Annotated in this window: 17 protein-coding genes; 3 read left to right on the top strand and 14 right to left on the bottom strand. The window is 36.4% G+C overall.

Translation table 11 applies throughout. The annotated features are described in order from the left end of the window. Positions 1–124 precede the first annotated feature (124 nt). From F4V44_RS05675 to sppA, 6 genes are all read right to left on the bottom strand, one after another. On the bottom strand, positions 125–1,111 hold the full coding sequence (locus F4V44_RS05675) for a class I SAM-dependent methyltransferase (protein ID WP_150439029.1): 987 nt from the start codon (positions 1,109–1,111) through the stop codon (positions 125–127). Positions 1,112–1,440: 329 nt separating this feature from the next. Next, positions 1,441–1,941 carry a thiol peroxidase gene (tpx, locus tag F4V44_RS05670; protein WP_150439028.1) on the bottom strand — a complete coding sequence of 167 codons (501 nt, stop codon included), beginning with the start codon at positions 1,939–1,941 and terminating at the stop codon, positions 1,441–1,443. Between the two features lie 168 nt (positions 1,942–2,109). After that, positions 2,110–2,586 (bottom strand): GerW family sporulation protein, encoded by a 477-nt coding sequence (gene ytfJ, locus F4V44_RS05665; protein WP_150439027.1) that lies wholly within the window; start codon positions 2,584–2,586, stop codon positions 2,110–2,112. Between the two features lie 18 nt (positions 2,587–2,604). After that, positions 2,605–3,300, bottom strand: coding sequence for a DUF2953 domain-containing protein (locus F4V44_RS05660; RefSeq protein WP_150439026.1), 696 nt, complete (start codon positions 3,298–3,300; stop codon positions 2,605–2,607). Between the two features lie 87 nt (positions 3,301–3,387). Then, complete coding sequence (locus tag F4V44_RS05655) at positions 3,388–3,966, bottom strand: RDD family protein (RefSeq protein WP_223881817.1); 579 nt, start codon at positions 3,964–3,966, stop codon at positions 3,388–3,390. Between the two features lie 11 nt (positions 3,967–3,977). Then, positions 3,978–4,991, bottom strand: coding sequence for a signal peptide peptidase SppA (gene sppA, locus F4V44_RS05650; protein WP_150439025.1), 1,014 nt, complete (start codon positions 4,989–4,991; stop codon positions 3,978–3,980). 138 nt (positions 4,992–5,129) lie between these two features. Between sppA and F4V44_RS05645 the strand changes: the two genes are divergently transcribed. Next, positions 5,130–5,930 (top strand): NAD kinase, encoded by an 801-nt coding sequence (locus tag F4V44_RS05645; RefSeq protein ID WP_150439024.1) that lies wholly within the window; start codon positions 5,130–5,132, stop codon positions 5,928–5,930. Positions 5,931–5,972: 42 nt separating this feature from the next. Here the strand turns inward: F4V44_RS05645 and rarD are convergent, their stop codons facing one another. The 6 genes from rarD to ezrA all read right to left on the bottom strand — a co-directional run bounded on the left by rarD (position 5,973) and on the right by ezrA (position 13,408). Next, on the bottom strand, positions 5,973–6,896 hold the full coding sequence (gene rarD, locus F4V44_RS05640; RefSeq protein WP_150439023.1) for an EamA family transporter RarD: 924 nt from the start codon (positions 6,894–6,896) through the stop codon (positions 5,973–5,975). Between the two features lie 147 nt (positions 6,897–7,043). Then, entirely contained in the window at positions 7,044–8,624 is a 1,581-nt protein-coding gene (gene mbcS / locus F4V44_RS05635; RefSeq protein WP_150439022.1) for an acyl-CoA synthetase MbcS, read from the bottom strand. 182 nt (positions 8,625–8,806) lie between these two features. Next, positions 8,807–9,013, bottom strand: a complete 207-nt coding sequence (locus tag F4V44_RS05630) for an alpha/beta-type small acid-soluble spore protein (RefSeq protein WP_150439021.1) — start codon at positions 9,011–9,013, stop codon at positions 8,807–8,809. 108 nt (positions 9,014–9,121) lie between these two features. Further along, positions 9,122–10,327 (bottom strand): tRNA uracil 4-sulfurtransferase ThiI, encoded by a 1,206-nt coding sequence (gene thiI / locus F4V44_RS05625; protein ID WP_150439020.1) that lies wholly within the window; start codon positions 10,325–10,327, stop codon positions 9,122–9,124. Position 10,328: 1 nt separating this feature from the next. Further along, complete coding sequence (locus F4V44_RS05620; protein ID WP_150439019.1) at positions 10,329–11,471, bottom strand: cysteine desulfurase family protein; 1,143 nt, start codon at positions 11,469–11,471, stop codon at positions 10,329–10,331. A gap of 251 nt (positions 11,472–11,722) precedes the next feature. Then, complete coding sequence (gene ezrA, locus F4V44_RS05615; protein ID WP_150439018.1) at positions 11,723–13,408, bottom strand: septation ring formation regulator EzrA; 1,686 nt, start codon at positions 13,406–13,408, stop codon at positions 11,723–11,725. Positions 13,409–13,800: 392 nt separating this feature from the next. On the opposite strand from ezrA, the gene hisJ reads away from it, so the two are divergent. Continuing rightward, positions 13,801–14,598, top strand: coding sequence for a histidinol-phosphatase HisJ (gene hisJ, locus F4V44_RS05610; protein ID WP_150439017.1), 798 nt, complete (start codon positions 13,801–13,803; stop codon positions 14,596–14,598). Here the strand turns inward: hisJ and refZ are convergent. Next, positions 14,595–15,323 (bottom strand): forespore capture DNA-binding protein RefZ, encoded by a 729-nt coding sequence (gene refZ / locus F4V44_RS05605; RefSeq protein ID WP_150439016.1) that lies wholly within the window; start codon positions 15,321–15,323, stop codon positions 14,595–14,597. The two genes, hisJ and refZ, sit on opposite strands and share 4 nt — an antisense overlap. A 512-nt stretch (positions 15,324–15,835) precedes the next feature. Then, positions 15,836–17,710, bottom strand: a complete 1,875-nt coding sequence (locus tag F4V44_RS05600) for a sensor domain-containing diguanylate cyclase (RefSeq protein WP_150439015.1) — start codon at positions 17,708–17,710, stop codon at positions 15,836–15,838. A 378-nt stretch (positions 17,711–18,088) separates the two neighbouring features. Here F4V44_RS05600 and rpsD point away from each other — a divergent pair, with 378 nt between their 5' ends. Next, a complete protein-coding gene (rpsD, locus tag F4V44_RS05595; protein ID WP_150439014.1) occupies positions 18,089–18,691 on the top strand; it encodes a 30S ribosomal protein S4 in 603 nt (200 codons plus the stop codon). Positions 18,692–18,729 lie beyond the last annotated feature (38 nt).

The raw sequence follows: 18,729 nt of genomic DNA, 5'->3' as shown, positions 1-18,729 counted from the left end.
TCACTGTATGACAAGTAATTCAAGGAATACTTTTACAAAAATGGCTTAAAGCTAAAAGTAATTATTTTCTGATATTTCGACAAATTTCCACAAAAATCGATTTTATGTTTTTTCTATGAATTAATTACTTTTTATTTTCAGCTATCCATCGATCAATTTTTGTAAGAATGTTTTCTACCTCACTCCCGTTTGAAAACGAAGGCATATTGGCTAATAATACTTGCTTTGGCGGCTTTAGCGAGTCCTCTTTTTTCTGCAGGATTAAAATACCTTTTGCCGATTGTTTAGTTTTAAACATCGTTTCAGGCAATTGAATAATTCCTTGAATAAAGACAGACTCTTGGAAATACTCATGCAGCTTTTTAGCCTGCTCTGATTCAAAAAGACCGTTTGGTATGATAAAAAATAAATAGCCTCCAGGTTTTACATGACGAATGCTTTGCTCCATAAACAAATGATGAGCATATGAATGTCCTTCATCTGCTTTCAATTCGTAATCTGCTGCTCTAATATCATTTGGGTAGTAGCCAACAGGCAAATCACTTATCACCGCATCAACTGGTTCAACGAAAAGCGGCTCCAAGCTGTCCTGATTAAAGAATTCGATTGGATGTTCTTGAAGGTTAGCATTTATATAAGCTAGTTTAATGAGTAAATCATCTATTTCGATTCCAATCCCTTGTATTGTCTTATTCATTTCCTGATTCATGGCCGCAGTTAATAAATTACCCGTACCAACGGCTGGATCCATTAACCGATAAGCTTCCTTTTTGACAAACTTATGTAGTAAGTAGCCAACGAACATTCCTACCGAATCAGGGGTCATTTGATGATTAGGCTGAGCACTTTCTTTCATTCCTTTTAAAATCGCTAATTGGAACGATTTACGGATTTCTTCTTTCGTAAATTTCGTTATTTGGCTGCCTTCATAGATTTTTTTAAGCCTCTTTAACGTTAACTCACTTAGCTCGTCCTGTAATACGGACTGATGAAACAAATTTTCTCCTGTTTCCGCTAATGCTTCTAAGTAACTTACGTTTAATTCTTCTTGTAAAAGAATGGCTGTATCATTAATGGTTGTAAATAATTCCTCAACTGGAGCGATTTTCACAATAATTTCCTCCTGTTTTTAATCTCTTTTCCTATTTTAGCGGGGTCTGTGAAGATGTACAAGTTTAGAAGGCCGTTAGATTGGGTTTAGACATGGTTGATTTTGACTCATTTTAGCCATAAGAGTGAAACAGGGTGCAAGAAAGCGAGCTTTCTTGCACCCTGTTTCACTCTTATGGCTACCTTTCAGCTATGCTGAAAGGCGTTTGAAATGGGACATTTCAAACGAATGTGTCAAAATCAGTGCACAGAGTAATGTTTGCATTACATTGCTAAAAAAATGAAAGCCAGCTCACTAGGGACTGGCTTTCATTAGATGTTATATTCAAATTATTTCGCTTGTTTAGCTGCTTCTAAAGCTGCTTCATAGTTAGGGTGATCTGTAACTTCGCTTACATATTCAGCGTAAACTACTGTATCATTTGAATCTACAACAAATACAGAACGAGCTAATAAGCGTAGTTCTTGAATTGCTACACCGAATGCTTCCCCGAAAGAAAGGTCACGGTGATCAGATAGTGTTTGAACATTTTCAATACCTGCAGCACCGCACCAGCGTTTTTGTGCAAAAGGAAGATCAACACTTACAGTAAGAATTTTAACATTGTCTAATTTAGAAGCTTCTTCATTAAAACGACGTGTTTGGGCATCACATACACCAGTATCAAGTGATGGAACAACACTGATTAAACGTACGCTTCCCTTTGAATCTTCTAAAGTTACTGCTGATAAGTCGTTTGCTAGTACTGTAAAGTTAGGAGCTTTGTCTCCAACCTTTACCTCATTTCCAATTAAAGTAACTGGATTTCCTGCGAATGTAACAGATGCCATAATCATTTCCTCCTATAATATTATATGTACATTGTAAACTATAGCTTGTCAAAACAACTTTTGCAACAATTTAGTATCGAAATTCAAAAACAAATAAAAAATTCTGATAATGATATTCTTCAAGATAAAAGGTTAACTCTCAAATATGAGAATTAACCTTATCTTCTTTTAGAATTCTAATTCTTGTTTCTGACCATTATACTCATTTGACTGCTGGTTACCGGATTGTTGCTGGTTATCTGATTGATTGTTGTTATCTTTATTGGACATCATTTGCTGAATTTTATCTACGGCCTGCGGTGCTAGGTCTAGAATTCGTTCATATAAATGAGTGCTTTCATCCAGATGAACCATTTTTACACCATGGGAATTCACAATTAAAAAGGCAATCGGAGTAATTGAAACACCGCCTCCGCTACCGCCGCCAAACGGCATCTTTTGTTTGTCTCCGCCTTGGCCGCCACCGCTATCCACAGTAAACTCGCTTCCGCCGGCAGCAAAACCGAAACCAACCTTTGATACCGTTAAGATTACGCTGCCATCAGGGGTTTCAACCGGATCCCCAATAATGGTGTTAACATCAATCATTTCTTTTAAATTCTCCATCGCGGTCGTCATTAATCCTTGAATTGGATGATCGGACATTGTTTACTTCCTCCTCTTCTAGACTGGTTTTGTTTTATCATTTGATAAGGCGGATAAAGGTTTTGTCTTAAACTTAGGTCGTCCGCCTTTCCAAAATTTAAGCAATTTGATTCCTGCTACCATAGCATGCCCGATTCTAAATTGAAGCATACATTTAAAAGATGTTTGTGCAACAGCCAGTTGAAAATGAGGCTGGACCGTCATCTGGGGCATTACCTGAAGTCTAAAATAGCTGCTTATTACCGCAATCACACTGCTTTTTACAGTCCAGGCTGCACCAGTCAGCATTCCTGTCAATGCGGCATCACCTGCCCCAAGAAGCGTATTCCATTCTAATTCCTTAATTTTAACTTTCTTTAAAAAACGACGAATGATTTTATGTAAAGAAACCACATGTTCTAACAGTATGTTGAAATCCTTAAAGCTTTTTATCAGGTCATCAGGTGTCATTTTCCTACGACCCTCTTTCACTGTTTTTTCTTCTTGTCCTGATTTCAATTTTTCTTTTGTCACAATAGCAGCTGAGTCATCGTCAATTTTAATAACTGGAATATCCATTTTATATTTAATTAGTCCGAATAAAGCCTTGAATTCTATTTTTAATGAATCATCATCTTGGGCATGAAAATAGTTGATCATCACTTTTATCTTTGTCATGATGATGAACACGAACAGAAGCAGGATAACTAAACAAACGACCAAGATCCATTTCAATATTGTTCACAACCTTTCAGCCACTTATTATTGGCAATAAAAGGCATAAATAAACCTGTCATCATATGATGACAGGCTTCATTTTTCTTATGAACGTTCATGAACAACGGTTGTATCTGCAAATATATCATGGATTCCTTGTCTTCTAGGCAGAAAAGCTACAACTATATACAAAATAAAAATACTTCCTGATATAAAACGGCCGATCCATTCGCGAAACATAATTGTAGACCAGCTTAATTTTTGATCACCCAGTGAAATGACTTTTAATCCAAATACCATTTTTCCTAGTGTCTGTCCAAAGAATTTTGTCATAAAAACAAAATAACCGTAGAAAATGACAGCTGTTAATATGGAAACAGGAGCAAACATACTAGGATCAGAGGTTTTTATGTCCAAAGCTCTTAGAATAGGATATACAAGAATTCCATTCAAACTTGCTATAATCAGTAAATCCAATAAATATGCCCAAAATCTCATCCAAAATCCTGCATATCTATATTCAGCTTTTACGTCTTTTGGATCATGGTGCTCTAAAACTGCACCTTGACCTGCAGGTTCTAACTGATTGTGTTTGTCCTCTACCCTTAAGCCCTCTTCCCTGGACCTTATATCATCTTCCATACCATTCATCTTTTTTTCAAAATCCTGCTGATTTGAATCCAATTCTACACCTCCTATTCAGCATACAAATACATTAACCGTGGTGAATTTCGTTGTGATAATAAATTCATTACCCCGGCAAGTTCAACATCCTCCTGTCCCATTAACTGGCGGGCTCCCATAGAGAATAGTGATGCAAAGCCAAGGTCTTCCGTATATTGAATGACCTGTGCATCCTTTAATTTGTAATCCTTTTTCATTACATCAACAACATCCTCGAAATAACCGAAGCCATCAATTAAATTTAATTCTTTTGCTTGACGCCCATCATAAATTCTGCCATCAGCAATTCTTCTTACTTCATCTTCGGAAATATCGCGGCCTTCTGATATGACCTTGACAAAACCATTGTAGGAGCTATTAATCATCTCCTGTAAAATCACTCGCTCTTCCTCTGTCATTTCCCTGGAAGGACTCATAATATCTTTAAATTCACCGCTCTTAATTGTTTCAAACTTAACACCATATTTCTCTGCTAGTCCCGCATAATTAATTCCCTGCATAATGACCCCTAGTGAACCGGTTAATGTTTCTGGGCTGGCAAATATTTTATTTGCAGGAGCAGATATGTAATAACCACCGGAAGCAGCCATTGATCCCATAGAAATATAAACTGGCTTTTTTGCCTCCTTTTGAATTTGAACTATTTTATCATGGATTTGCGCACTCTCAACAACCCCGCCACCTGGAGTGTTTACGCGTATAATAATTCCCTTAACCGTATCATCCTCCTTAGCATAGTCGAGGTTTTTGAGGAAAGCCTGATGATTATAACCGGCAGAAGCAAAAATGGACGCGGTATCCCCTGTATCCTGAATCGTGCCATTCACATCAAGCACAGCAATTTTTTTCATCATATTTCCTTCTTCAATCACTTCTTCCGACATAAGCCCTGCTGTCGGATTCATAAATTCATCCATTGTCGTTTGAAAATCCTTGCTAAAAATCGTTGTAAACGTATTAATGACAATCGAGAAAATAAATAGTGCAGCTGCAATTCCTAAAGCTGCCCAACGTTTTCCATTCACTAACTCGTCCTCCTTTAAAGTTCATTTCTTTGTAATACGAATAATACGACAAAATGTTTCAAAAATAATGAAGAAGATTGATATGAATAGCGAAATTTTTTAAATTTTAGTACGATTAGAAAAAGGGAGGGATCTGCCATGTCAGAGCGCCGTAATCTTTATTTTTTCCACAAAGAAGAACCAATGATACGAGAAAAAATAGAGGATATAAGAAAAGATGCTATACAAATGGGATACACGATAGTAAAGGATTATAAGCAAGCCGATGTAATTGCCTGCTTCGGTGGAGATGGAACGTTTTTACAAGGGGTACGTAGAACCAGTTTTCGAGAGGATTGTTTATATTTAGGGATTTCAACATCCGATCAGTTAAGTCTTTATTGTGATTTTCATATAGATAAAGCACAAGAATTGATTGAAGCGATGAAATCTCAGGTACTTGAGGTACGTCACTATCCAACGATTGAAGTAACAGTGGATAACCAAGCATCTTTTTATTGCTTAAACGAGTTTAGCATTCAATCTAATATTGTAAAAACCTTTATCATGGACATTTACATAAATGACATTCATTTTGAAACATTTAGAGGAGACGGTATCATTGTCTCTACTCCAACAGGCAGTACAGCTTATAATAAATCAGTGAATGGTGCGGTCATCGATCCGCTGCTTTCCTGTATGCAGATAACGGAGCTGGGCTCATTGAATAATAATCAATTCCGGACACTGGGTTCTCCTTTTATTTTGAGCAGTGAAAAGATTTTAACATTAAAGATAGCAAAGGAAGGGAATGAACATCCAACGATGGCTGTGGATAACGAAGCACTCGGTATCCAACATGTTGAAAAAATTCAAGTTAAACAAACGGATAAAAAAATAAAAACAATCAAGCTTAAAAATAATTCATTTTGGGAAAAAGTAAAAAAGAACTTTTTATAACGAAGACTGTCAATAACAGTCTTCGTTTTTTTATAAATATAGTTATGCACCCATTCTTTCCTTTTTCCTGTTGTCCCGCTTCATAAATTTGGCATTTGATAGAGAGTACATGACAAGAGCGAACCAAATAAATAAGAATGCTACAAAATGTGCTTTTGAAAAATGCTCACCGTACACAAAAATACCCAATAACAGACTTATTGTAGGAGCAAGGTATTGAATATATCCAAGCATTGACAGCGGAATTCTCTGAGCGCCTTTAGCAAAGTAAAGGAGCGGTACTGCTGTTGCAGCACCCGAAAGGATAAGTAATACATCCGTTTTTATTGAAACTGTCAAAAATGTGTTCGTGCCCTGCGAGAATAAATACAGGATATAAATGAATGCAATAGGTGTAACTACCATTGTTTCTAACGTTAAACCAATTGATGAATCTACCTTTATCATTTTCTTAGCTAAACCGTAGAAACCAAAAGTGATAGCCAATGATAAAGAAATCCATGGGAGCATTCCATACGAAAACGTTAAAATAACGACTCCAATAAAAGCAAAAGAGAATGATACATATTGCACTGTTGATAGTTTTTCTTTTAAAACAACCATGCCAAGAATCACACTCACTAGGGGATTGATATAATATCCCATACTCGCTTCAATTATTCGGTTATGATTAACAGCCCAAATATAGATAAACCAGTTACAACTGACAAGTAAAGACGCTGCAGTTAGAAACATCATTTGCTTTTTATTTTTTAACAAACTATTTAATGTATCAAGAAAGCTTTTCCACTTTTTTGTTATAAACAGGATAGCAAGCATAAATAAAAAAGACCACACAATCCGGCTTGCTAATATTTCATCTGCTCCAATACCTTCTAACAACTTCCAGTATATCGGCAGCAATCCCCATAATAAATAAGAAAAAGCGGCATATAATACCCCTTTTTTCTCTCCCTTATATTCCATTCCTATTCCCTCTATTCTTTCTATTTTAAAATAATATTTATTATAAAGGAGAGGATAAATTGTGACAAGCAGTATACAAACGGGCAAGCTGGAATGACAACAACTAGAAAAGCAGACGCCCCTTGCGCCTGCTTCTTTATTAACAAGTTACATATACTTTTCCAATTCATTATTTCTCAGTTCTACTCGACGGATTTTTCCTGAAGATGTTTTCGGTAAACTTTTAACAAATTCAATTCTTCGCGGATATTTATAGGGTGCTGTCATTGCTTTCACATGGTCCTGAAGAGGCTTTATAAGTTCAGTCTCGTCTTCCTTCATTCCTTCCTTTAAGACGATGAAGGCTTTCACCACATTCCCCCGGTCTTTATCAGGACTAGCAACTACTGCACATTCTTTTACATATGGATGTTTGACAAGTGCGTCTTCAACTTCAAAAGGTCCAATAGTGTATCCTGAACTGATTATGATGTCATCGCTTCTTCCCTCAAACCAGAAATAGCCTTCTTTGTCCTTTTTGGCCCGATCACCCGTTACATAATAATCTCCACGATATTGTGCCTTTGTTCTTTCAGGTTCTTTATAGTATTCTTTGAACAAAGCTGGTGTATCCTTATGGACAGCGATATCTCCTACTTCCCCAACAGGACAAATCTCACCATTATCATTAATAATTTCAACAGTGTTACCAGGTGTTGGTTTCCCCATCGAACCTGGCTTTAACTCCATGTCTTTCATAATTCCAACTAAAAGCGTATTTTCTGTTTGTCCATATCCATCTCGAACTTTAAGATCAAAATGTCTTTGGAAGGTTTCAATCACTTCTCGGTTCAACGGTTCACCAGCTGAAACTGCACTGTGTATTTTTGACAGATTATAATCACTGAGATGATCAACTTTTGCCATTAGACGGTATTCTGTAGGAGTACAGCAAAGTACATTCACATTATATTTCTCAAGAAGCTGTAGATATTTCTCTGGTTCAAACTTTCCATGATAAGCTATTCCAGTTGCACCTGAGCCAAGTACTGCTAAGAATGGACTCCAAATCCATTTCATCCATCCAGGTCCAGCAGTAGCCCAAACGATATCGTCTTCATTGATACAAAGCCAATGCGGTGCAGCCGTTCTTAGATGAGCATACGCCCATCCATGGGTATGTACAACTGCTTTTGGATTGCCTGTTGTACCTGATGTATAAGATAAAAATGCCATATCATCACGGCTTGTATCAGCTATTTTAAGCTTATCGGATGCTGTATTCATTTTCTCATCTAAACGTTCCCATCCGTCTTTATCGCCGCCAACCGTAAATTTAACCACTTGGTTCATTTGAGCAATTGGCTCAAATTCATCTGTATAAGGATAATAACTGATAACTCCTTTTACATCTCCGTGAGTAATCCGGTATTGAAGATCCTTCGTCCGAAGCATTTCTGAACTTGGAATAACAACCAGACCTAGTTTAAGTGCTGCTAGATATACCCCATATGCCTCAAGTAAACGAGGGATAATAATTAAAATAACATCACCTTTTTTTAGTCCGCTATCTAGTAAAACATTTCCAATTTTATTAGCACCTGCCATTAATGCCTCATAAGTGATTTCTTTCGTATCACCATTATGACTTTCCCATTTAACAGCAATTTTTCCTTTTTGTTTAGCAAAACGTTCCATTTCGGATACAAGATTGTACTGAAAAGGAGCTATCAAATCTTCACGTTTCATGTTATTCGCCTCCAAATCATCTGCCTTTCATCATACCACATTTTATTAATTTTTCTAAGAAAATTTTTACTAGTTTCTATGACTAAGTACTAATTATAATTGCCATTTCATTGTTATTAAGACAATTGAAAAAGGAGCGGGATTACTCCCGCTCCTTGTAGCCATCTTCTATTTATTTTTTATTATTGTTGAGAAAATCCAGCCATTTGTTGTTGAGCTGTTTGTACTAGACGCTTAGTAATTTCTCCACCAACAGATCCGTTAGCACGAGAAGTTGTATCAGCACCAAGGTTAACGCCAAACTCAGATGCAATTTCATATTTCATTTGATCAAGAGCTTGTTGTACACCAGGAACTAGTAATTGATTTGAGTTATTGTTGTTTGCCATGTGATATCACCTCCTTGTGATAATAGAATGTGTAGTATCACATGGCTTCATTCAGTTTTTTGGTTGGTAATTTATACGGTAATTGTAAAAAAAATACAGAAACTCTTATTAGAAAAGCTCATCGAATGCATCAACCTTATTTTGCTGCGGCCTTATTTCAATGGTTTCAATGTTGTCAACCGCTTTTTGAATATAGGGCTCAAAGTCAATATAGCTTTCATAATGAATAACTTTATCCCGTTTCGGCTTCGTTTTGGGTGAGGCAGGCACAAATATTGTACAGCAATCCTCAAAAGGTCTTATTGATATATCATGTGTATCGATGGAATGGGCGATATCGACAATGTCCGCCTTATCCATCATAATTAGCGGTCTCAGAATGGGCGTATTGGTCACTTCATTAATCGCAAACATGCTTTCGATCGTTTGACTAGCCACCTGACCAAGACTTTCTCCTGTAACTATAGCAAGCGCTTCTTGTCGCTCACGAATCCTATCCGTAATCCGCAGCATTAATCTTCGTGTTGTTGTCATTGTATAATTTTCAGGGACCTGCTTATGAATTAATTGTTGAATTTCTGTAAATGGGACAATATGTAATCGAAATTGTCCGCTAAAAGAGGCTAGTTTCTCTGCTAAATCAATGACCTTTTGTTTGGCCCGTTCACTTGTAAAAGGAGGACTAAAAAAATGGACCCCTTCTATTTCTAACCCTCTTTTCAATGATTCATACCCAGCAACAGGACTATCAATCCCTCCCGAAAGCATGAGCATGGCCTTTCCACTTGACCCTGCCGGGAGTCCGCCTGCTCCTTGTATCGTTTCACAGGAGATATAGGCAGCCTCAGGTCTAATTTCAATTTGCATATTAATATCTGGTTTTTTCACATTAACGGTTAAATTCGGGACATTTTGCAGGATATGGGAACCGAAGACATGGTTTAATTCGTTCGTCTCCAAAAAATACGTTTTGTCCGCGCGTTTTGTCGTAATTTTAAAGGTTTTTCCTTCTGTATATACCTTTGTAAAAAGCTGAAGTACAGCAGCTTTCATTTCTTCAATTTCTTTACTTGTTTTAATAACAGGGCTAAACGATTGAATGCCAAATACAGCCTTCAAACGTTCAACGATTTGCCGTCCATCTTCACCATTTAATATGACATAGGTACGGTCTCTTGTACTTTTAATAGCTACCTTAGGGAATTCATGTAAAGTTCCTCTTATACTATTTGCTAATTTCTCAATAAATTTACTGCGGTTTCTTCCTTTTGTTGAAAGCTCTCCATAGCGAATTAAAATACGATCATAATTCATATTATTTCATTACCTTTCTTAACTCTTCAATCGTTTGCTTTATTGCAGTTAGTACTGTATTTACTTCATCCACTGTATTAGTATAGGACAAACTTAACCGAATTGCACTTCCAGCTCTTTCTTCCGGCATTCCCATGGCAGAGAGCGTACCGCTGATTGTTTTCTGTTTAGAAGAGCACGCGGAAGTCGTCGAAACATAAATATCTTTTTCCTCAAGAGCATGAACAAATACTTCTGATTTCAAATGAGGTATAGAAAAATTAATAATATGCGGAGCTGCATGTGTTTCTGGGGTGTTGACTGCAACACCCTCTATTTTAAATAAACCTTCTCGTAATTGTTTCGAAATCAAATTTAAATGCGTGAATTCCTTTTGTTGTTTTTCCATGATTAAACGTAATGCCTTTGCTAAACTAACAGCCCCTGCAACATTTTCAGTACCGCTTCTGATATTTTTTTCCTGACCTCCTCCGTTCAATAACGGATTTATTTTAACCCCATCTCGAACAAACAGCAAACCTGTCCCCTTCATTCCATGAAACTTATGAGCAGATATCGTGCAGAAATCAATATGGCAATCATTTATGTTAAGCGGCACTTTTCCGACTCCTTGGACATAATCAACATGAAACTTTATTTTCGGATACTGCTTTAGCAATTGTCCAATCTCTCTTATTGGCTGAATGGTTCCAACTTCATTATTTACATGCATAACTGACACAAGTATGGTATCTTCCCGAATCTCATTCTCAATCGTTTTTACATTGACCCTTCCATTTATATCAACAGGAACCTCTGTCACATCAAAACCAAAGCTCTCTAGCTGCTTGATTGCTTCCCGGACAGATGGATGTTCGATAGTTGTTGTGATAAGATGACGGCCTGATTTATTATTGGCAAATGCAGCCCCTTTGATAGCTAAGTTATTTCCTTCCGTACCGCCCGAAGTGAAATAAATCTCGTTCTGCTGGACTGACAGAAGCTTTGCAGCTTGTGACCTTGCCTGACTGAGCAGTTTTTCAGCCAGTCCTCCAAAATTATGCAGTGAAGAGGGGTTGCCAAAATACTCAGCAGAAACCTTTACGAAGGAATCTATCACCTCTGGAAACGGCTTTGTTGTCGCACTATTATCAAAATAAATCATTATTTTCTTTCTTCCTTTCGTTGCAAATCACCTAACTAGAAATGTTATCACAATTATAGAACTTTGAAAAACAAATAAAGATGTTAACATTGTTGGTTTTTGACTCATCTTAGCTAGATATTCATGAAATCTTTCAGCTACACTGAAAAACGTGTGAAATATACATTTCACACGAATGAGTCAAAATCTAGCACATACATAGCTCACATAACAAAAAAGGACTGCTTTTTCAGCAAGTCCTTTTCTATTAATTATACTTCTAAAAGATCTTCCAATCTTTTTAATGCACCAGGATCTACTTTTTCAATCGTCGCAGAAGCCAATTCAAAAGCTTCTTTATATTCAAAGGATCTGAACAGATCCTCTGCTTCTCTTAAACCTTTGTCTACAGAAGCATATCTACTTCTGTAACGATTTCCATATTGGATTGCATACTCAGCAAGCTTAACCATTTCAAAAAGTTCTTCTGTACTTTTCGTTACTTTATCAACCGTTAGCACTGCCAGCTCTAAGAATTCCTGAACAACTGGAACATCAAGCGGCTTTTCTTGTAACTTTTTTATTACATCTTTAATACTTTCATGCGCATCTTCCAGTAAATATTTATATTCCTCAGGTACACCCGGAATATTACTGTTTGATATTATGCGAATGGTTTCAGCTACCTTTTTCTTGAGCTGTTGTACTTTATCTCTAGCAGCTAACTCGTCTTTGCGTAATGCCTGCAGCTTATGGCTAAAGGCTGCTTGTTCTGCAACTAGCATATCCAATACTTCTTTAACCGCTGTCATTTCTTTACTTAGATGTGAAAATGCAGTATGATTCTCTTCCATCTTATATTCCAGCAGTTCATAACGTTTAAATAACTGATCAAGCTGCTTTGCTAAAGTTTTCACAACCTCCAAATCAGTGTCTTTAAGATGATAACTTGCTTGAACATGTGCAATTTCGTGATTTAATTCACTATTTACCTTTTTAGCCGACTGAAGCATTTGTAATATTTCACGGTCTCGCTGATTAATTTCATGCTTTGCCAATACTTCCTTTTCAAGCAGATCATAGACAGTATCGATGCTTTCTTTCCATTTCACTACTTTTTCCTGAACTTCTTCCATATCCGATTCTTCCATTTTATCGAGCGTTTCTGCTAGTTCCTGTGAGACTGTTACAACTTCCTCTTCAACTAGGATATGGTCAAGTACATATCCTTCTGCAAGCATTCCTTTATATCCATCCAGGAGTTCATTCAATTGAGAAGGTAGGCTTGATTGACATTCCATTAAAAGATTTGGAATAAGTTGCATATCCCTTTTTGTTTTTTCTAGGATTTCATGGATTGAAAGTACAATATCCCGCGCCTGTAAATAGTTTCCATTAATTGTCTCTTCATCAAACTCTACAAACTTTTTTGATACTTCCTCCAGTCTCATTTCAAGACTTTTTTCCATTTGACCGAAGGAATAACGGTGAGCGAGCAGCGTTTTTTTACTTTCTCGATAAATTTCCTTCAAATCTTCTATCTCAATGCGATTGTTTTCCTCACTGCCAATCAGCTCTTGTAATTCCTCTAGCAATTTTTTCATTCTTTCTTCAACATTTGCTAATACGGTACTAATTTCCGTTTGGACTGCTTTTGCCTTTTTAAAACGATATTTATCAATATTCTCTTCCGCATCAAACAGCAGTTCTTCAAGGTCTGGAAGCTGAACCGTAATGATTTCATCCCAAATGCTGCGCCAGCGTTCAAAACGCTCTTCCGTTTCACCGTTCATATTTAATTGTTTAACCTTTTGTAACTCATCTAGTACAGGGCGGGTGGTAATATCTATTTTCCACGCTTCTAGCCGGTCCGTTTCCTTATAATATTTTTTCTTCATAAAAAATCCCGCCAGGAATATGCAAATAAATATTGCAATTCCTCCGATCAAGTATTCCATTGTAAGCCCCCTGTTCTATAACGAGCAATGATTCTATTTTTATATTTCTTGTGCAATTTATAAGATTCTACTTTAGCATTAATTACACTCATATGAAAACTAGCTTTGAAGTGGATTTTGGTTGAAGTATAAAGAGCCGAGGTATTATACATTCTATGTGAGGCTCTGTGCATGTTCTTTTCAATGTTTTTATGATACCATGTAAACGATGATTTTTGACTATTAAAATTTAATTTTTTGTAGAATTATTTACATGGTATTTTCAACCAAAATAAAAATTTCTTTTATAGATTTTTTATTTATTTATCAGAACATTATATTAGCACAAAAATACAAATTTTTTAAATAATTAGACTTTTTTTAGATAGATAATATTTCAGGAGGGATTTCACGTGGTAAAAAAAGACGGACATATACACACTCTATTTTGCCCGCATGGATCAAATGACAGCTTTGAAAAGTATATTGAAAAGGCACTTTCATTAGGTTTTACAGAAATAACTTTTACCGAACACGCACCGCTTCCGGATGGGTTTACTGATACGACTCCTACAAAAGACAGTGCTATGTCTTGGTCTAAATGGGACCATTATGTTGAAGAAATTGGCCGTGTAAAAAAGTTGTATAAAGATAAAATACAAATTAATTGTGGTTTAGAGATTGATTTTATCGAAGGCTTTGAAAAAGAAACGACACAAATGCTTAATAAAGTTGGAACAAAACTTGATGATGCCATTTTATCAGTTCATTTTTTGAAACTTGGAGAAAGATACGATTGTATCGATTATAGTCCGCAGGGATTCGAGGAAATGATTAAAGTCTATGGCTCTGTCGAGAAAATTTACAAAAAGTACTATGAAACCGTACAAATGTCTGTCGAAGCTGATTTAGGCACCTTTAAACCAAAGCGAATAGGTCATATTACACTTGTTCATAAATTTCAAAACCGTTTTCCTTTTCATGGCGATGAGAAAACAGCCCTTTCTCACTTGCTTAAGACGATAAAAAAAGAGGACTATGAACTCGATTATAATGGTGCTGGAACAGCCAAACCATTATGTCGTGAACCATACCCCCCTGACTGGGTAATACAGGAAGCAAGAAAACTGGAAATACCGCTTGTTTATGGATCTGATGCTCATCAAGCAAAAGAATTAGGGCAAGGTTATGACCGACTGCTTCTGAATTAGTCTGCCGCATAACGAAGACTGACGCCGCTCGCTCCGCCTGCTGGTATTTGTTTCGCTCTTCTAACCGGAACACTATTCATAGCAAAAGGCGGTGCTGCGACGTTGTATTGACTTTTTATATGTGCAGGAGTCATTAATATATTCTCAAGCCAATTTGTAATTTCAAGATAATACTTTTCAATAAAATACTTTTCGTGCGGAAAAATATGAAGCACTTCTGATATATATTGGCTATTTAAAAAAGGCATTGACAATAATCCTTTTAACTGTATGATGAAGAAATTAATATTAACCTTCTTGAACTCCTGGCGTGACATTCCTTTTTCCAGAATTTTTGTAATCAGATAGCGTTCTTTTGTCAGATAAGTAGACATCATCTCACGAACTACTTGCGTATCAAGCGATAACTCCCGCAGAATAAATCTCGTTAAATGAAAATTCTCACTTTGAAAAAGGACTATACTCTTCACAACGTTTTGCATGCATGCATAGGCATCCGCTTCAAGTACGGCCATTCCCTTTTCTACCTCATTTATATAGTTTTCATAGTAATGCGTAAAACAATATTCTAAAAGACCATTTTTATTTTGAAAATAATAAGAAATATTTGCGACATTTACGTTTGCTTTACTGGCAATATCTCTTACCGTTGTACCTTGAAAGCCTTTCGTATTAAACAAGAAAATAGCAGCTTGGATTATTTCCTCTCTCGAGTTTTTTTTCATAATTAATCCCTCACTATTAATGATTTTATCAAAATAAAGAACACTTCCATCAGTAATGTTTTCCACTGATGGTTAGTCACGCAGAGCCTGACTGACTTTTCTAAGAGCTAAAGCTCTAAGAAAAAATCTTGTCGGACCTTTACAGGCAGTTAATCCTCACTTATCATCATACCTTTCACCCTTAGAATCTTGAGATAGGGACTTACTACCCGTTAAGTGTTGGGAAAAAGCGAAAAGATTCTATCTATACAAATTTCGCTGTACAGCTCCGCAATCCTTTAAAAAAATCTCGACAAAAACCATTTCCATTCTCGCGGTTTCGCTATTGTTATGAGTTTTATTTTCCTTTTACTGCATCGCATGCTCCTAATAGACATAATATAAAAGGCATGAGAAATGGACAGTTCTCACAGATGAGTCAAAAGTCAGGCTTAACAACATTATTCGCTAATAAAGCTAAATAAAAAAGAAACAACTCCTAAAGTTCCTAGGAATTGTTTCCTTTCATCTTATTAACAAAGTTGAGTGACAACTTTGTTTTTGCCGGTTTTCTTTGCCTGATACAGCGCATTATCTGCCCGTTTGAATAAATTCTGGTAAGTGTCATTGTCCTCTGTTTTCCAGCAAGTAACACCGCAGGAGATGGTAACAGTAGGATTGGTTGATTCTCTAACCTTTTGAACTAATCTTTCCGCAATTATCACACCTGTATCAATCGGTACTCTTGGTAAGTAAATAGCAAGCTCTTCTCCTCCCCATCGGGCACCGATATCCGTTCCGCGAATATTTTCCTTAATAACATTAGCCACTTGAATAATTACTTCATCACCTATTTGGTGTCCATACGTGTCGTTCACAAGTTTAAAATTATCTATGTCTATTAAAATGAAAGTTGCCCCTTCATCAAACTGCATAGACTGCTGGATTTGTTCATCGAGATACTTTCGAGAGTACAGCTTTGTTAAATGATCTGTTACCACTAACTTTTCAAGTTTTTCTCTTAAAAGTGTATTTGTAAAGGCTAATGTAGAATGATGAATTAAAGAGAGAAACAGCTTAAACGTATCAAATGAAAAGGCATATGGTTCGTGATGCAAAACAAGAACAAATCCACTTAGTACATTTGATTGACTCATAGGCACTGCCATCGCAGATTTGAAAGAGGAATCTGCATTCGTATCTTCAGGCAATTTTAAATCACCGATAAATAATGAATCATTCTCTTTAAGTATTCTCTCTTTGAAAAAATCTATATATGTCTTAGCCTCATCTGTAAAAAAGAAATCGGTACTTCCCTGTTGAACATAATTTTGTGATGTATCTGAAGCAAACTGGATAAAACCTACCTCTTTGGCAGCAAGTGATTTTACAATTTGCTCTGACATATATATCATTGTTTCACTAAGCCTAAGATTAGAATTTAAATGATGGCTCGTTTCATTGATAAGCTGTAAATCTGCTATCAGCCGTTTAGACTGTTCATACAGCTGGGCATTTTCAATTGCACCGCCGGCTATATTCGCAAGAACAGTAATAAATTCCACTTCATTTTTTGGAAAAACAAGAGCATTAGAAGAAGTAACTTGCAATACGCCATAGACGCCTTGTTTTCCTTTCAACGGGGCATACAAATTTGCTTTACACTCAGTAGCAGACACTTCCACTTGAATGGTACCGGTCACATATGATTGCATAATGGTCTGATTTTCACTAGTATAATTGAATTCCTTTATTGGTAAGCCTTCATAGTCATTATAATCCTGTGAAAGAAACAGAATATATGTAAATGTTGGATAGACTTCCTGCAGTGTATCAATTATTTCTCCTAGTACTGATTTCATATTCATAGTCGAATGAACCTTTTCAGTCACACGAAAAAGCTGTTTATACCGTTTTTCTTCCACAAGCAGTTTAGCTAATTTTTGAGCCTTTTGCAGGAAAAGTCCACCTTCAACACTTAATTTTTCAAGAACCTTCTCCGTTAATTTTGAGAAAAATTGTCCTTCCTCTTTTAATGCAAGATAGCTTTGAATACTGCCATTATTTCTCACAGGGATTAATAAATCATATTGTTCAAAGGCTTGACAATAGAAGGGTTTTCGGTAAACCTTTTGACATGTTCCTAATTCTCGGTGATCTTGATTAGAAAAGTTTACCGCAACTAGGTTTTGTTTCACGTCTGAATTCGTAGAAGCCTCTACAACCAGCTGCTGAATTCTTTCATCAAAATGATAGAGTGTTACTTCTTCAGCTTGCATCAGCTGTTTAATCATCATAATCATTTCTTCTAGTATAGATTCATATTTCAATTGATGATCATCTGTAGAGATCATGTCGAAAAAGCGACTTTTTAAATTCAGAATAATACGTTCCTCGAGTAATTCCATGTTAAACCTCTCACCTAGTTTTTAATGCTGAAAATATTTTTATTCCGCACGTATTTCTTGTATTTATTATACATGTATTTAACTGTATATAACAAACGATAGAACATAATGTCTTTGGATATTCTGTGAATTATACAGCACTCTATCAGAAAACAGCCTTGACATTCACTTGAACTTAATTATATAATAGCCTTTGTGTAAAATATGCAGCTTATGTGAATACTTTTTTAGCATCATTTTGTTCCTCAGTTTGCACTAAGACGGTGTATTGAGTAACCCTTGCTGCAGGGCGAAGGTACATGAAAACAAAATGTCTGAGAAAGGTCTCGCATCTGTTTTTATTTTACCAAAAATAAAAACACAGAGGAGGAGTCATTCATGGCTCGTTATACAGGTCCAAGTTGGAAACTGTCTCGTCGTTTAGGTATATCTTTAAGCGGCACTGGTAAAGAATTAGAAAAGCGTCCTTACGCTCCTGGACAACATGGTCCAAACCAACGTAAAAAACTATCTGAATATGGTTTACAATTACAAGAAAAGCAAAAGCTTCGCCATATGTATGGTGTGAACGAGCGTCAATTCCGCAATCTTTTTGATAAAGCCGGAAAACTTGCTGGTATCCATGGTGAAAACTTTATGATTCTTTTAGAATCTCGCTTAGATAACGTTGTTTACCGTTTAGGTTTAGCGCGTACTCGCCGCCAAGCTCGTCAGCTTGTTAACCACGGTCATATTCTAGTTGATGGAAAGCGCGTTGATATTCCTTCATACCGCGTAACTCCTGGTCAAACAATCGGCGTACGTGAAAAATCACGTAACCTTGACATCATCAAAGAAGCAATTGAAGTGAACAACTTTGTTCCTGATTTCTTAACTTTTGATGCTGACAAATTAGAAGGTACTTTCACTCGTTTACCAGAACGTTCTGAATTACCAGCTGAAATTAACGAAGCATTCATCGTTGAGTTCTACTCTCGTTAATGATACGTATAAAAAACCTTGCCAACTTGGCAAGGTTT

It is taken from the genome of Niallia endozanthoxylica, from assembly GCF_008710145.1.
Classification (GTDB): Bacteria; Bacillota; Bacilli; order Bacillales; family Cytobacillaceae; genus Bacillus_BD; species Bacillus_BD endozanthoxylica.
This window is presented reverse-complemented; position numbering and strand designations above follow the sequence as displayed.

Coding starts and splice junctions, on each gene's coding strand:
- rarD (WP_150439023.1), bottom strand. CDS start 6,896: ATGGAATATAAGGGAGAGAAAAAAGGGGTATTATATGCCGCTTTTTCT.
- mbcS (WP_150439022.1), bottom strand. CDS start 8,624: ATGAAACGTGAAGATTTGATAGCTCCTTTTCAGTACAATCTTGTATCC.
- F4V44_RS05620 (WP_150439019.1), bottom strand. CDS start 11,471: ATGATTTATTTTGATAATAGTGCGACAACAAAGCCGTTTCCAGAGGTG.
- refZ (WP_150439016.1), bottom strand. CDS start 15,323: ATGAAAAAAAACTCGAGAGAGGAAATAATCCAAGCTGCTATTTTCTTG.
- thiI (WP_150439020.1), bottom strand. CDS start 10,327: ATGAATTATGATCGTATTTTAATTCGCTATGGAGAGCTTTCAACAAAA.
- ytfJ (WP_150439027.1), bottom strand. CDS start 2,586: ATGTCCGATCATCCAATTCAAGGATTAATGACGACCGCGATGGAGAAT.
- rpsD (WP_150439014.1), top strand. CDS start 18,089: ATGGCTCGTTATACAGGTCCAAGTTGGAAACTGTCTCGTCGTTTAGGT.
- F4V44_RS05600 (WP_150439015.1), bottom strand. CDS start 17,710: ATGGAATTACTCGAGGAACGTATTATTCTGAATTTAAAAAGTCGCTTT.
- ezrA (WP_150439018.1), bottom strand. CDS start 13,408: ATGGAATACTTGATCGGAGGAATTGCAATATTTATTTGCATATTCCTG.
- F4V44_RS05630 (WP_150439021.1), bottom strand. CDS start 9,013: ATGGCAAACAACAATAACTCAAATCAATTACTAGTTCCTGGTGTACAA.
- F4V44_RS05645 (WP_150439024.1), top strand. CDS start 5,130: ATGTCAGAGCGCCGTAATCTTTATTTTTTCCACAAAGAAGAACCAATG.
- tpx (WP_150439028.1), bottom strand. CDS start 1,941: ATGGCATCTGTTACATTCGCAGGAAATCCAGTTACTTTAATTGGAAAT.